The organism is Nocardia sp. IBHARD005 (assembly GCF_052814245.1).
Genome location: NZ_CP199935.1, coordinates 5,879,977 through 5,894,497 on the forward strand (window position 1 = coordinate 5,879,977; position 14,521 = coordinate 5,894,497).

Annotated in this window: 14 protein-coding genes and 1 tRNA gene; 7 read left to right on the forward strand and 8 right to left on the reverse strand. The window is 66.0% G+C overall.

All coding sequences use genetic code 11. The features are described from left to right. Positions 1-90 precede the first annotated feature (90 nt). Positions 91-786, forward strand: a complete 696-nt coding sequence (locus ACTWPB_RS27545) for a nitroreductase (protein ID WP_446223393.1) — start codon at positions 91-93, stop codon at positions 784-786. Between the two features lie 68 nt (positions 787-854). On the opposite strand, the gene ACTWPB_RS27550 is transcribed toward ACTWPB_RS27545, so the two are convergent. The 8 genes from ACTWPB_RS27550 to aceE all read right to left on the reverse strand — a co-directional run bounded on the left by ACTWPB_RS27550 (position 855) and on the right by aceE (position 10,400). Beyond that, the gene (locus tag ACTWPB_RS27550) at positions 855-1,319 is read right to left on the reverse strand and encodes a winged helix-turn-helix transcriptional regulator (RefSeq protein ID WP_446223394.1); all 465 of its coding nucleotides are present in this window, start codon (positions 1,317-1,319) and stop codon (positions 855-857) included. A gap of 7 nt (positions 1,320-1,326) precedes the next feature. Then, the gene (locus ACTWPB_RS27555) at positions 1,327-1,710 is read right to left on the reverse strand and encodes a hypothetical protein (RefSeq protein ID WP_446223395.1); all 384 of its coding nucleotides are present in this window, start codon (positions 1,708-1,710) and stop codon (positions 1,327-1,329) included. Between the two features lie 212 nt (positions 1,711-1,922). Beyond that, a complete protein-coding gene (locus ACTWPB_RS27560) occupies positions 1,923-3,368 on the reverse strand; it encodes an acyl-CoA carboxylase subunit beta (protein ID WP_446223396.1) in 1,446 nt (481 codons plus the stop codon). A 122-nt stretch (positions 3,369-3,490) separates the two neighbouring features. After that, complete coding sequence (locus ACTWPB_RS27565) at positions 3,491-4,747, reverse strand: KasA/KasB family beta-ketoacyl-ACP synthase (RefSeq protein ID WP_446223397.1); 1,257 nt, start codon at positions 4,745-4,747, stop codon at positions 3,491-3,493. Between the two features lie 9 nt (positions 4,748-4,756). Further along, positions 4,757-5,062, reverse strand: a complete 306-nt coding sequence (acpM, locus tag ACTWPB_RS27570) for a meromycolate extension acyl carrier protein AcpM (protein ID WP_056821158.1) — start codon at positions 5,060-5,062, stop codon at positions 4,757-4,759. 79 nt (positions 5,063-5,141) lie between these two features. Then, entirely contained in the window at positions 5,142-6,056 is a 915-nt protein-coding gene (locus ACTWPB_RS27575) for an ACP S-malonyltransferase (protein WP_446223398.1), read from the reverse strand. A gap of 127 nt (positions 6,057-6,183) precedes the next feature. Beyond that, positions 6,184-7,485, reverse strand: coding sequence for a PucR family transcriptional regulator (locus ACTWPB_RS27580; protein WP_446226507.1), 1,302 nt, complete (start codon positions 7,483-7,485; stop codon positions 6,184-6,186). A 44-nt stretch (positions 7,486-7,529) separates the two neighbouring features. Beyond that, a complete protein-coding gene (aceE, locus tag ACTWPB_RS27585) occupies positions 7,530-10,400 on the reverse strand; it encodes a pyruvate dehydrogenase (acetyl-transferring), homodimeric type (protein ID WP_446223399.1) in 2,871 nt (956 codons plus the stop codon). A 216-nt stretch (positions 10,401-10,616) separates the two neighbouring features. Here aceE and ACTWPB_RS27590 point away from each other — a divergent pair, with 216 nt between their 5' ends. From ACTWPB_RS27590 to ACTWPB_RS27615, 6 genes are all read left to right on the forward strand, one after another. Further along, positions 10,617-11,165, forward strand: a complete 549-nt coding sequence (locus tag ACTWPB_RS27590) for a hypothetical protein (RefSeq protein WP_446223400.1) — start codon at positions 10,617-10,619, stop codon at positions 11,163-11,165. A 127-nt stretch (positions 11,166-11,292) separates the two neighbouring features. Continuing rightward, the gene (locus tag ACTWPB_RS27595) at positions 11,293-11,715 is read left to right on the forward strand and encodes a DUF3052 domain-containing protein (RefSeq protein WP_446223401.1); all 423 of its coding nucleotides are present in this window, start codon (positions 11,293-11,295) and stop codon (positions 11,713-11,715) included. 73 nt (positions 11,716-11,788) lie between these two features. After that, the gene (locus ACTWPB_RS27600; RefSeq protein WP_056821170.1) at positions 11,789-12,253 is read left to right on the forward strand and encodes a peroxiredoxin; all 465 of its coding nucleotides are present in this window, start codon (positions 11,789-11,791) and stop codon (positions 12,251-12,253) included. Between the two features lie 32 nt (positions 12,254-12,285). Then, positions 12,286-12,357 (forward strand) — tRNA-Val (locus ACTWPB_RS27605). 490 nt (positions 12,358-12,847) lie between these two features. Then, entirely contained in the window at positions 12,848-13,294 is a 447-nt protein-coding gene (locus ACTWPB_RS27610; protein ID WP_378907232.1) for a Zn-ribbon domain-containing OB-fold protein, read from the forward strand. Beyond that, the gene (locus ACTWPB_RS27615) at positions 13,287-14,489 is read left to right on the forward strand and encodes a lipid-transfer protein (protein ID WP_446223402.1); all 1,203 of its coding nucleotides are present in this window, start codon (positions 13,287-13,289) and stop codon (positions 14,487-14,489) included. Before ACTWPB_RS27610 ends, ACTWPB_RS27615 begins: the two co-directional genes overlap by 8 nt. Positions 14,490-14,521: the final 32 nt, after the last annotated feature.

Below are 14,521 nucleotides of genomic sequence, written 5' to 3' on the forward strand. Positions count from 1 at the left end.
TCGCGGGGTCGGCGGGTTCCGCACAGGTGACCCGACTGCTAAGTTAGTCTCGAAATGAGACCAGTTCTCCGTTACCGAGGGAGCCGCGCGATGGCGCAGACCGACCACCACAGCAGCGATTTCGCCACCCTTCAGCGGCTGGCCGACGAACGCTGGACCTGCCGCCAGTTCACCCCCGAACAGGTCGACCGCGCGAGGATCGAACAGCTGCTGACCCTCGCGCAGCGCACCCCTTCGTGGTGCAACACCCAGCCGTGGCAGGTCGTGGTCACCACCGGCGAAGGCACCGGCCGGTTCCGCAAGGAACTGCTCGACCACATCCAAACCGTCGGCAGCACACCCGATTTCGAGTTCCCCGCCGCCTACGAGGGTGTCTACCGCGACCGTCGCCGGGCCTGCGGATTCCAGCTCTACGACAGCGTCGGCATCGTCAAGGGCGACCACGAGAAGACCATGCGCCAGATGGTGCGCAACTTCGAATTCTTCGACGCCCCGCACGTCGCCATCGTCACCTCCGAAGCCGACCTCGGCATCTACGGCGCCATCGACTGCGGCCTCTGGCTCGAGAACTTCCTCCTCGGCGCCCAAGCCCTCGGCCTCGGCGCCGCCCCCCAAGCGGCCCTGGCCTCCTATGCCCCCTTCATCCGCGACTACTTCGACATCCCCGACACCCGCAAGGTCGTCTTCGGCATCTCCTTCGGCCACCCCGACCCCGCCCACCCCATCAACACCTTCCGCACCGCCCGCGTCCCCCTCGAAGACCAGATCACCTGGCACACCTCCTAGCGGATCAAGATCATCAGGCCATGGTGGCGGATCCCTCTCGGGCGATACCCGCCAACATGGCCTGGTGATCAATTGTCCATAGCGCGCGAGGTGATTGCGGGGCCCGCTTCGGGCTCGATGTCGCGGGCGGTGACCTCTGCGGCGCATTCGTCGCAGGTCAGGTGTGCGTGCGCTTCGCCCGCGCAGCCGCGATGGCGGTACTCCACCGGCGGTCCGTCGGGTGCCATGTAGGTGTCGCCCCAATCGCGGATCGCCATCAGGATCGGGTAGATCGCGTGGCCCTTGTCGGTGAGGCGGTATTCCTCGTACGCGCCGTCATCGGCGGGGCGTTTCACCAGGATCTCGTGTTCGACCAGGCGATCGAGACGGTCACGCAGCCGGCTTCGCGAAATGCCGAGCGCACTCTGGAACGCGTTGAACCGGCGCACTCCGGCGAAGCTGTACTTCAAAATCAGCAAGGTCCAGCGGTCACCGAAGATCACCAGCGGCCGCGTAATCGAGCACGGGACGTCTGCGAGTTCCTCATAGCGCACCCTGCCATTATGCGCGGCGACCACCTCCCCCCGCCGAACCAGCACCACCTCTATCTCGCATCGATGCCATCGCAACTCGTTGTTCGCGGCGGCGCAGTTTGTAGGCAACCATCTCGCGCAGCGGGATATCCGGCATCTTCCGCCAGGATGCCGTCCGCGACTTCGATCGCGTGCCCAAGAGGTCGATTTCGCACCTTTCGGCGACGTCGAGGTCGATCGGTCCGGTAGCTCCGACGAAGATGCTGTCGCGGTGGCGCTTGGCGCGGTGTCGGATTCGCTTGTTGCGCGGAATGTTCTTGCGTGAGCTCTTGTCGTTCTCGCCGTAGCCATTACGACGATCCTTGGCATAGCTGAGCGCCTTCTTTTCCTGCGGACTCCGCCTACGTACCATCGTCACCCCTCTGATCGGGCGAAAGATTACGGACCGACCGCGTCGAATGCACGCGAATATTCGTCCGAGGAAGTGACAGGCTGCTCTGAAGCATCCCCGGTCCCACAGCTGGAGCATCGTCCGGCGTACAGGTGGAGCGACAGCGAAACGGCCGCCGCCACTTCCTGAATCAGGAGGATGGCGACGGCCGTCGAACGACTACCGCGGTCAGATCACAGCGGGATGTTCTTGTGGTGGCTCTTGCGGGCCGGTGCCGAGGCGAGGGCCGCGGCGATGGTGCTGCGGGTTTTGGCTGGGTCGATGACCTCGTCCACGACGCCGATGGCTACGGCGCGTTCGACGCCGCCCGCGAGCTGCTCGTGTTCGGCGGTGAGGCGCTCGTGGAGGGCTTCGCGCTCGGATTCGGGGGCGGCGGCGAGCGCCTTCTTGTGGAGGATGCCGACGGCGGCCTTGGCGCCCATGACGGCCACTTCGGAGCCGGGCCAGGCGTAGACGGCGGTGGCGCCGAGGGCGCGGGCGTTCATGGCGATGTAGGCGCCGCCGTAGATCTTGCGGGTCACCAGGGTGACGCGGGGGACGCGCGCTTCGGCGAAGGCGTGCAACAGCTTCGCGCCGCGGCGGACAACGCCCTCGAGTTCCTGGCCGACGCCGGGCAGGTAGCCGGGGACGTCGGTGACCACGATCAGCGGGATGCCGAACGCGTCGCACAGGCGCACGAAACGTGCAGCCTTCTCGGCACTTTCGGAGTTGAGGCAGCCACCCAGGCGCAGCGGATTGTTGGCCAGGACGCCGACGGTGCGACCACCGAGACGGCCGAGACCGGTGACCATGCTGCGGGCGTAACCACCCTGGAGTTCCTCGAACGAGGATTCGGTGTTGCCGTCGGGAGATTCAACATTGTCGAGCAGCTCGTGCACGATCGGCTTCACGTCGTAGGCGCGCCTGGGCGAGTCCGGCAGCATCGCCTTGAGGTCGACATCGCCGTGCTCGGCCGCGACCAGGTCGAACTCGCCCTGCTCGGCGAACATCGAGACCAGCCGCCGCGCGCGGTGCAAGGCGTCGGCCTCGTCGTCGGCGGCGATGTGGCAGACGCCGGACTTCTTGAAGTGTGTGGCGGGACCACCGAGGGTCTCCATGTCGACGTTCTCGCCGGTCACCGAGCGCACCACGTCGGGTCCGGTGACGAACACGCGGCCCTCGGGCGCCATGATGACCACATCGGTCAGCGCGGGACCGTAGGCGGCGCCACCGGCGGCGAAGCCGAGGACCACCGAAATCTGGGGCACCAGGCCCGACGCGCGAACCATGGCCTCGAAGACCAGGCCTACCGCGTGCAGCGCCTCGACACCCTCGGCCAGGCGCGCGCCACCGGAGTGCCACAGCCCGACGACGGGAATGCCGGATTCGATCGCGGTGTCGATCGCGTCGACGATGTGCTTGCACCCCTCGACGCCCATCGCGCCACCCATGACGGTGGCGTCGGAGCAGTAGGCCACGGTGCGGACACCGTCGACTTCGCCGATCGCGGCGAGCACGCCGGAGCGGTCACGCGGATGCAGCGGCAGGACGGTGCCGGGGTCGAAGAAACGTTGGAGCCGACCCAGTGGGTCGCGCGGATCTGTGGTGGTGTCTTGAAACGCGGGAGCAATGATGGTCATCGCGCTCACTCCTTCGTAAAGATTGCCGCGACGGCGGCTGCTGTGGCGAACCGCCGGTGGGGGGTCGAACCATTCAGTTGGCACGACCCCCAACCGGGGATCGGATGTGCAGTCGGCGGCGTTTACGCCCGACCGAAGGCGAGCGCGACGTTGTGCCCACCGAAACCGAAGGAATTGTTGATCGCGTACTCGATTTCCTGGCGACGGGCTTCCCCGTGCACCACATCGAGATCGATCTCCGGATCCTGGTTGTCCAGGTTCAGTGTCGGCGGAACAATGCCGTCCCGGATCGCGAGCACCGTGAGGATCGACTCGAGGGCGCCGACGGCACCGATCGAGTGACCCAGTGCCGACTTCGGCGCGTACACCGAAGCGTGCTTGCCGATCGCCTTGTTGATCGCGTTCGCTTCGGCGGAGTCACCGATGGGCGTCGCGGTCGCGTGGGCGTTGATATGGGTGATGTCGCGCTTGGTCAGACCAGCGGTCTGCATCGCACGCGTCATCGCCCTGGCCGCACCGGTGCCCTCGGGATCGGGAGCGACCAGGTGGAAACCGTCGGACGTGATACCGGCACCCAGCAGACGAGCGTGGATGGTGGCACCGCGTGCCTTGGCGTGCTCTTCGGTCTCGATGACCATGAGCGCGCCGGCCTCGCCGAAGACGAAACCGTCGCGATCCTTGTCGAAGGGACGCGAAGCACCCTTCGGATCGTCGTTGCGGGTACTCATCGCGCGCATCATGGAGAACGCCGCGATCGGCACCGAGTCGATGAAGCCCTCGACACCACCGGTGACGACGATGTCGGCGTCACCCATCACGATCATCCGCCACGCGTTGGCGATGGCCTCCGAACCCGACGAGCACGCCGAGACCGGAGTGACCACTCCCGCCCTGGCCTTCAGCTCGAGACCGACGACCGCCGACGGACCGTTCGGCATGACCATCTGAACAGCCAGCGGCGAGATCTTGCGATAGCCACCGTTCTTCAGCTTGTCGACCGAGTCGATCAGGGCGTCGCCGCCGCCGAGTCCGGTGCCGATCGCGACGCCGAGACGGTCGTTGTCGACCTCAGGGCTGCCCGCGTTCTTCCACACCTCACGACCGAGAACGGTCGCCAGGCGCTCGACATACGCCATACGGCGGATCTCGACCCGGCTCAACAGGGTGTCGGGGCTGACCTTCAGGTGACCGCCGATTCGCACCGGCAGGTCGTATTCCTCGATGAAGGAATCCTCGAGAACGTCGATTCCGCTCTCACCGTTGAGGAGTCCCTTCCACGTCGCATCGACATCACCAGCGATCGACGTGGTCGCCGCCATCGACGTGATGACGACGTTGGGGAAGTTCCCGTTCAAAGTGCTGGGAGCAGGAGTGGTCAAAGTTCGGCCCTACTCGCCGGCGCTGTCGAACTTGGCCTTGAGCTCGGCGGCGACGTCGGCGTTCTCGGCCTCGAGCTTCTGGACGTAAGCGACGGAGTCGCCGACGGTCTTCAGGCTGGCCAGATCCTCGTCGGGGATCTTGACGCCGTACTTGTCTTCCATCTGCACAGCGATCTCGACCATGGACAGCGAGTCGATGTCCAGGTCGTCGACGAAGGACTTCTCGAGGGTCACCTCGGAGGGTTCGATACCCGTAACCTCTTCGATGATCTTGCCGAGTTCTTCGACGATCTGTTCCTGGGTCAGAGCGGCCACTTTGGTGGCTCCCTTCTTGTTTCTATTTGTGGGGTCGTGAACGGCCTGCACTTCGCTGTGCATGACCGCCGGGGGAAAGCTAGCCCGAGGTGGTCAGTTCGACCAACGCGGGGAGGTCTTCGGGGGTCTTGAGGGCCAGATTGGGCGTGCCCTTCAGTTCCCGCTTCGCGATGCCGACCAGCGTGCCCGCGGGCGGCAGTTCGACCACGGCCGAGACGGCCGCAGCGCGAACGGTCTCGTTGCACAGGTCCCAGCGCACGGGGCGAGTGACCTGAGCGGCGAGTTTTTCGATCGCGTCGGCGCCCGAGGTGACCGGTTGTCCGTCGAAGTTCGACAGCAGCGTCCGGATCGGGTCGCTCGGCGAGATCTGGGCGATGGCATCGGCGACAGCTTCCTGTGCCGGGGCCATGAAGACGGTGTGGAACGCACCGGCGACGGGCAACGCGCGGACCCGTGCCTTCTCCGGCGGGTTCGCGGCGAGCTCCGCCAGAGCTTCCAGGCGGCCCGCTGCGACGATCTGGCCGACCGCGTTGCGGTTGGCCGGGACCAGATCGAGTTCGGCGAGCCGTGCGAGCACGGTGGCCTCATCGCCACCGAGCACCGCGGACATGCCGGTCGGCTCCAGCGCACAGGCCTTGGCCATCTCCCGGCCGCGGATGGCGGCGAGGGCGACTGCCTCGTCGGCGGTGATGACACCGGCGACAGCGGCTGCGGCGAATTCGCCGACCGAGTGTCCGGCGACGACTGTATCGGCCGGAATCGACCCGGGGACGATTTCGGCAAACGCGAGCAGTGCGGCGGCGACCACGAGCGGCTGCGTCACCGCGGTGTCGACGATCTCCTCGGCCGTCGCGGTGGTACCGAGACGGACCAGATCGAGGCCTGCGGCCTTCGACCAGAGCTCTAGGCGATCAGTCGCACCGGGAAGTGCGAGCCACGGCGTGAGCATGCCGGGTGTCTGGGACCCCTGTCCAGGGGTAAGCAACGCGATCACCCCCTAAGACAACACTGTGACCCCCGCCGCATGAGATGTCGGCGCGAATGAAGCTTTCCGATCGCTTTTGTAGGGGTCCCACAAAATCCGAGGTGGGGTGTCGGGATCGACCGATTCGCCAATCCCGTTACAGGGGGTCGTGAGCCAATGGGACGGGCGGGGTTTCCGTGACAGGAGGAGACGATTCGTTATGCGTTCGTGTCAAACGGCCCACTGTTGCTGCGATTCGGAGCACATAGGCGTCCCGCGGATTCATCGGATCACGGCCGGTGACTTCGCCGATTCGTTTGAGTCGGTACCGAACGGTATTTGGATGGACGTACAGCTGCCGGGCGCAAGTTTCTACTGCTCCGCCACAATCCAGGTACGCGTCGAGTGTGTCGGATAACGAAGATCCGGCAGCAGCCAACGGGAGCACAAGATACTCGTTCAACGCCTCTATCGCAGCTCTATCGCCCAGCAACGCGCGTTCCGGTAACAACTCGGTGGCGTGAACGGGCCTTGGCGCCCCGCGCCAGCCGACAACGGCCTCCATCCCCGCCAATGCCTCGATCGCCGACGCGTGTGCGGCGCCGAGGGTGCGCATCGTGGGGCCGATCACCACCGGACCCTCGGAGAACACCTCGGCCAGCAGATCGGTGAGGAACGGCGAACCGATGCCCGACTCCCCCAGGTGCCCACTGACCACCATCACCAGTCGCGCACCCTGCACCACCGCCAGCGCGGCCCTGCCGTGTTTGGTCGCGATAGTGTGCACCGCGCCGACCGTGGATACACCCTGGTCCAGCGGGGGCGTGCCGACCAGCACCGTGGCGGGCGCTGTGGCGTCCCAGTTCAACGTGGCGGCCCGGGAAAGCATGTCCGGGCCTGTGTCACCCCGGACCACCGCGTCGACCACCAGGGCCTCCAGGCGGGTATCCCACGCCCCCCGCGACTCGGCGGCGCTGGCGTACACCGAAGCGGCCGCGAAGCCGAGCTCACGCCCGTATCGCAGCACCGCCTCGGTGAGCGCCACCAGCTGACGATCGTTGCGCGCCAGCGCGGGCAGCCACTGTTCGAAGAAGTCCATGGCCACCCGCACCATGTCCACGGTCTGGCGCAGCGTGAGCCGCCGCGCCAGATCCTGCGGAATCACCTGGAACGCGTCCAGGCTGAAGCGGATATCGGAGTCGGGATCCTGCAACCACTCCAGGAAGTTCACGACCGCCGTCTGCACCAGCATCTGCACGCCCGCTCGTTGCGCGGCGTCCAGATCGGCGAAGAACGGCAGCCGATCCTGCATCGACCCCACCGCCTCGGTGGACAGCCGGCCCGAGAACTGCTTGACCCGCTTGAGCAGCGTGTCGGGCAGCGGATCACGGGTCTGCCGGTTCGGGGACAGCGCCCCCGTCGGCAGATAGACCTCGTGCTCGCTGGTGCCCTCGGTGATCCGACGGGGCCGCGGCGGTTTGCGCTCCACAGTCCAATAGTCCGCTACGCGAGTTCCTCTGCCGCGTCCGCACTCGGCTTCGGCGCGGCGGCCACGCTGTCGATGCCGTATTTCGCGGCCGCTTCCACCGCCTTGACCTTGTCGAAGGTGCCGTCCCGGACGAGGCCCTCCAGCACCGCGACCACCACCGACTGCGCGTCGACGTTGAACACCCGGCGCGCGGCCGTGCGGGTATCGGAGAAGCCGAACCCGTCGGTGCCGAGGGTGATGTAGGCACCGGGCACCCACTGCCGGATCTGATCGGGCACTGCGCGCATCCAGTCCGTCGCGGCGACCACCGGTCCACGCGCGGCCGAGAGCGCCTGGGTGACATAGGGCGAACCCGGATCGGAATCAGGGTGCTTGAGCGCCATGATCTCCTTGTCGAGTGCCTCCCGGCGCAGCTCGCCGAACGAGGTCACCGACCACACATCCGCGGCCACACCCCACTCCTGGGCCAGCATCTCCTGCGCGCGCAGCCCGTCGGGCACGGTCACGCCGGAGACGAGGATCTGGGCACGCACATCGCCCTCACCACCGCGCTGGTACAGGTACAGACCTTTGAGCAGACCCGCCACGTCGAGGTCGTCGGGCTCGGCCGGCTGCTGGTAGGGCTCGTTGTACAGGGTGATGTAGTAGAAAATGTTCTCCCCGCCGAACGTGCCGATCGCGGGCACGTCGGTACCCGGCAGCTGACTCGTTGGGGCCTCGCCGCCGCCGTACATCCGGCGCAGACCATCGCGGACGATGTGCGCAATCTCGAACGAGAACGCCGGATCGTAGGTCACCACAGCTGGGTTGGCGGACGCCAGCAGCAGCGACTGCCCGTCGTTGTGCTGCAGGCCTTCACCGGTGAGCGTGGTGCGGCCCGCGGTGGCGCCGAGCACGAATCCGCGCGCCAGCTGATCGGCCGCGGCCCAGAAGCTGTCGCCGGTGCGCTGGAACCCGAACATCGAATAGAAGATGTAGAGCGGGATCATCGGCTCGCCGTGGGTGGCGTAGGAGGTGCCGACCGCGGTGAACGACGCGGTGGAACCGGCCTCGTTGATGCCCTCGTGCAGGATCTGCCCGGCGGCGCTCTCCTTGTAGGCGAGCATCAGTTCCGCGTCGACCGAGGTGTAGAGCTGGCCGTTGCGGTTGTAGATCTTCAGCGTCGGGAACCACGAGTCCATGCCGAAGGTGCGGGCCTCGTCGGGGATGATCGGCACGATGCGCTTGCCGATCTCGGCGTCGCGCAACAATTCCTTGACCAGGCGTACCAGCGCCATCGTGGTGGCGACCTTCTGCTTGCCCGACCCCTTGCGCACCGAACGGTAGGCCTCGTCGCCCGGCAGCTTCAGCGGCTTGGCGGGTGAGCGACGCTCGGGCACGAAACCGCCGAGCGATTTGCGCCGGGCCAGCATGTACTGGATCGACGGATCGCCCATGCCGGGGTGGTAGTACGGCGGCAGGTACGGGTCCTTCTCCAGCTCGGCATCGCTGATCGGGATGCGCTGCAGATCGCGGAAGTCCTTGAGGTCCTGCAGCGCCAGCTTCTTCATCTGGTGGGTGGCGTTGCGGCCCTCGAAGTGCTTGCCGAGGGTGTAGCCCTTGATCGTCTTGGCCAGGATCACTGTCGGCTGGCCCTTGTGCGCCATCGCCGCCGAATACGCCGCGTAGACCTTGCGGTAGTCGTGGCCGCCGCGCTTGAGATTCCAGATATCGTTGTCGGACATGTTCTGCACCAGCGCTTTTGTGCGCGGATCGCGGCCGAAGAAGTGGTCGCGCACGTACGCGCCGTCGTTGGCCTTGTAGGTCTGGTAGTCACCGTCGGGGGTGGAGTTCATCAGGTTCACCAGCGCGCCGTCGCGGTCGGCGCCCAGCAGCGCGTCCCACTCACGACCCCAGACCACCTTGATCACGTTCCAGCCGGCACCGCGGAAGAACGATTCCAGTTCCTGGATGATCTTGCCGTTGCCGCGCACCGGGCCGTCGAGCCGCTGCAGGTTGCAGTTGATCACGAACGTCAGGTTGTCGAGCGCCTCGTTGGCGGCCACCTGGATCAGGCCGCGCGACTCGGGCTCGTCCATCTCGCCGTCGCCGAGGAAGGCCCAGACGTGCTCGTCGGAGGTGTCCTTGATCCCGCGATCGGTGAGGTAGTGGTTGAACCTGGCCTGGTAGATCGCGTTCATCGGGCCAAGGCCCATCGACACCGTCGGGAACTCCCAGAAGTCCGGCATCAGCCGCGGGTGCGGATAGGACGGCAGTCCCTTGCCCAGGCCGCCGTGGCTGTATTCCTGACGGAATCCGTCGAGCCGGTCCGTGCCCAGGCGTCCCTCGAGGAAACCGCGCGCGTAGATGCCGGGCGAGGCGTGGCCCTGGATGTAGATGTGGTCGCCGCCGCCGGGATGGTCCTTGCCACGGAAGAAGTGGTTGAAACCCACCTCGTACAGTGCCGCCGAGGACGCGTACGTCGAAATATGGCCGCCGACACCGATCCCGGGGCGCTGCGCGCGATGCACCATGATCGCGGCGTTCCACCGGATCCAGGCGCGGAAGCGGCGCTCGACTTCCTCGTCACCGGGGAACCACGGCTCGTTCTCGGTGGGAATCGTGTTGACGTAATCGGTGGAGGTGAGCGCCGGAATCGAGACACGGCGTTCGCCGGCGCGCTCGAGCAAGCGCAACATCAGGTAGCGGGCGCGACCCGGGCCTTCCCGGTCGAGCATGTCGTCGAAGGATTCCAGCCATTCGCTGGTCTCTTCCGGGTCGATATCCGGTAGATACGACGCCACTCCTTCGCGGATGACCCGTACCCGTTCACCGGGGGGTTTGGTGGTGGATTCACCGCCCGCGACTGGATCGCCGGAAGCTGCAGAGTGGATCAGGTCGGTCAAATCTGCTCCTCGTGATGGGGGCTGAACTGCTTGGTCGGCGTCGCTATCCCCGTGCCTGCCCGCTTGGTGTGCGGACCACCCGGGACGAAAGGTTCGGGTGCACTCCCATCCTTACCGAAACGGCTGCCCAGGTCATCACCTCAGCGGGAATACCATTAGGTAGGTTCTGCGGGGGAAATACGAGTCGCGCATGTGAGTGAGAGGGAACGCCGGACGATGAGGGTGCTGCACGCGCGCCGACTGGGGCTGATCTGTGCCTTTGCCGCCGTGACCGCGGGTTCGGTGGTAGCGGGTTGCGCCGAGCAGATCCCCGGCACACCGACGACCGATCCGGCCGAAGTGGCCGCCTACAAGACCGCGGCCGCCGCGTCGTCCTCGGCAGCCGCGTCCTCGCGCGCCGCGGCCGCGCGAGAACGGGCGATCACCGACAACTGCGGGCAGTTCGCCACCACCACCGGTGCCGGTGTCACCGCCTACAACGACTTCGTCTCCGCGCACGACACCAACGCCCCCGACTACGCCGCCAAGCGCGAGTCCGCCGCCACCACCCTCGACAACGCGGCGACCAAAGTCGAGGCGGGCGTCGTCGCCGCGGCGGGCGCCTTACCGACCGAGCTGGCCGACAAGTTCACCGCCTATGTCGTCGCGGCGCGCGAGCTCTCTGCGCAGACCAGAAAGATGACCTACAACTCACCTGTCGGCAAGCTCAACGAAGCCAGCCGTGCCATCAACCAGGCTCGCACCGCAGTCCACGACGCCTGTTGAGGCGGTCGATTTTGCCCTGCCGACACGCGGCATACGGTCCCAATTCATCCGATCAGCTTGCGCTGCGGCCGATAACCATGTTCGCTTGCACCTATCTTACTGTCGGAAGTTTAGGGAGGACACCACCGTGGTCGCCGCGGCGGACGCGCAGAACTACGCTCAGAAGCTTGGCATTTCTCACGGCTTGGTTGTTCAGGAATTGGGCTGGGACGAGGACACCGACGACGCATTGCGCGCCGAGATCGAGGAGGTCAGCGGCGGCGAAATGGTCGACGAAGACTCCGATGAGGTCGTCGACGCCGTCCTGCTGTGGTGGCGAGAAGGTGACGGCGATCTGGCCGACGAGCTGATGGATGCCATCAGCCCGCTGGCCGATGAAGGCTTCATCTGGGTCCTCACCCCCAAAACCGGTCAATCAGGCCATGTCGATCCGAGCGAGATCGCCGAAGCCGCACCCACGGCCGGCCTGACCCAGACATCCACCATCAGCCTCGGCGGTTGGACGGCCTCACGGCTCGTTCAGCCGAAGGCACCGTCCAAACAGCGCTGAATCCGCCGTTCGCTAGGGTCTCAGTTGGGCTCGCGAGCCTGGCTGGGACCCGACACGACGGAGGATTTGTAGTATGCCGCTAGAGGTTGGCACTCTCGCGCCGGATTTCACGCTCAAGGACCAGAACAACCAGCCCGTCACCCTGTCGGACTATCGCGGCAAGAAGAACGTGCTGCTGGTGTTCTATCCGCTCGCCTTCACCGGCATCTGCCAAGGCGAGCTGTGCAAGGTCCGTGACGAGCTGCCCAAGTTCCAGAACGACGACGCCGAGATCATCGCGATCTCCGTCGGCCCGCCACCCACCCATAAGATCTGGGCCGCGGAACAGGGCTACCTGTTCCCCCTGCTGTCAGACTTCTGGCCGCACGGTGCCGTCACCCAGTCCTACGACGTCTTCAACGAGAAATCCGGCTACCCCAACCGCGGAACCTTCGTTGTCGACAAGTCCGGCTACATCACTTTCGCGGAGATGAACGGCCCCGGACAAGCCCGTGACCAGGCGGCTTGGGAGAAAGCCCTCGCCGCGCTAGATTCATAACCCGACACCGCCGGTACTCCCCGGCGGTGCCAGGGCGTATAGCTCAGCGGTAGAGCACTGGTTTTACACACCAGCGGTCGGGGGTTCGATCCCCTCTGCGCCCACAGATATTGTTGCCGGCGGAAAGCCTGCGAGGCTGGCTTCGGGAGTGCCCCACGCAATTGATGTGGGGCAGGATCAGCACCGAACCATGGGATGGACCGTGGGTCGGCCGACCTGTTCGAGTGCGGTTCGCGACTCCGAGTTTGCCTGATACCCAACCGAATACGATCGCTGAACCAGCGAAATCTCTGGTGCGACGACCGTAGCAGCGGTAGTCAATCGTGTGCTCGATGCGGTTCGTCGACCAGTGGACCGTGTTCTCCGTGTCGCCGAAACAGCGGCGCAGGCGGTGGACCACCCGTGTCGTCCCGTCGGGATCGCCGATGATCGTGACGTTGCGAATCGACTGCGGGTCGATAGCTTTGGTGCCCATCGCGCGGTACTCCAGATCGATGGCATCGCATCCTCGATCCGCTCACCGTACCTGCGCCCGAGCAGCGCCGGAACAGAATTCCACCCCAAAGTAGAACGTGTTCCTATACCGTCGGCCACGTGCAGAAAGAACAACGCCCCGCCGTGGCTGACTGGTTCACTGCGGACGACGGCCAGGTACGCCTCACAGGGACTCGCTGCAACGACTGCGGCACGCCGTACTTCCCGAAGAACACGCTTGCCTGCCGCAATCCACAATGCACAGGTACCCATGACGGCTCCGAGCTCGTCGAGTATCTGTTCTCCACGCGTGGCCGGATCTGGTCGTATGCGGACGCTCGCTACAAGCCGCCCGCGCCCTATGTCTCGGCCGATCCCTTCGTGCCCTATGTCGTCGCGGCAGTGGAGCTCGAGGTCGAGCAGATGGTGATTCTCGGGCAGGTCGTGCGCGGTCTCACGGTGGACGATCTGGCCGTCGGCATGCCGGTCGAATTGACCGTCGGCACGCTGTATGAAGACGAGGACGCAGAGCACACCGTGTGGATGTGGAGGCCGGTCAATGACTGATACCAATGATCGCGACATCGCCGTCCTCGGTGCAGGCATGCACCCGTGGGGCAAGTGGGGCCGCAATTTCGTCGAATACGGCCTGGTAGCCGCGCGTGCGGCGCTGGCCGATGCCGGGCTGAACCACCGCGACGTCGGCTACATCGCCGGCGCGGACACCATCCGCAACGGCTACCCCGGGTTCGTTTCGGGCGCGACTTTCGCGCAAGCGCTCGGCTGGTCGGGTGCGCAGATCTCGAGCAGCTACGCCGCCTGCGCCTCTGGCGCACAGGCCATCGCCAACGCGCGCGCCCAGATCCTGGCCGGGCTGTGCGAGGTGGCGCTGGTGGTCGGCGCGGATACCACCCCCAAGGGCTTCTTCCAGCCGGTCGGTGGCGAGCGCCGCGACGACCCGGACTGGTTGCGCTTCCATCTGCTCGGCGCCACCAACCCGATCTATTTCGCGCTCTACGCCCGCCGCCGCATGGCATTGCACGGCGCCACCCTCGACGACTTCGCCGCGGTCAAGGTGAAGAACTCCCGGCACGGCCTGAACAACCCGAATGCCCGCTACCGCAAGGAAGTCTCGGTCGAGGAGATCGCCGCCTCGGCGATCGTGTCGGACCCGTTGCGGCTGCTCGACATCTGCGCGACCAGCGACGGCGGGGCCGCACTGGTGCTGACGTCGATGGATTACGCACGTCGCCACGGCATCGCTGATCCGGTGCGCATCAAGGCGCTGTCGACGATCACACCGACCTTCCCGAAAACCGTGCTCGATCTGCCGGATTTCTCGACGGACTCCGCCGTGGCCGTCGAGCCCCCGGCACGCACCTTCCGGTCGGCCATCGCGCACGCCGCCTACGAAGAGGCCGGCCTCGGTCCCGCTGATCTGTCCTTCGCCGAAGTCTATGACCTGTCCACCGCTCTGGAACTGGACTGGTACGAGGACATCGGGCTCTGCGAGACGGGCCATGCAGAGGCCCTGCTGCGCAGTGGCGCAACGACATTGGGCGGACGGGTACCGGTGAACCCCAGCGGCGGCCTTGCCTGCTTCGGCGAGGCCATCCCCGCACAGGCCATCTCCCAGATCTGCGAGCTCACCTGGCAGTTGCGTGGAAAGGCCGACGGCCGCCAGGTGGAGAACGCTCGCGCGGGCATCGCGGTGAATCAAGGCCTCTTCGGCCATGGATCGGCGATCATCGCCACTCGCTGAACCCTGGATTCATCCAGGTCGACTTACCGAAA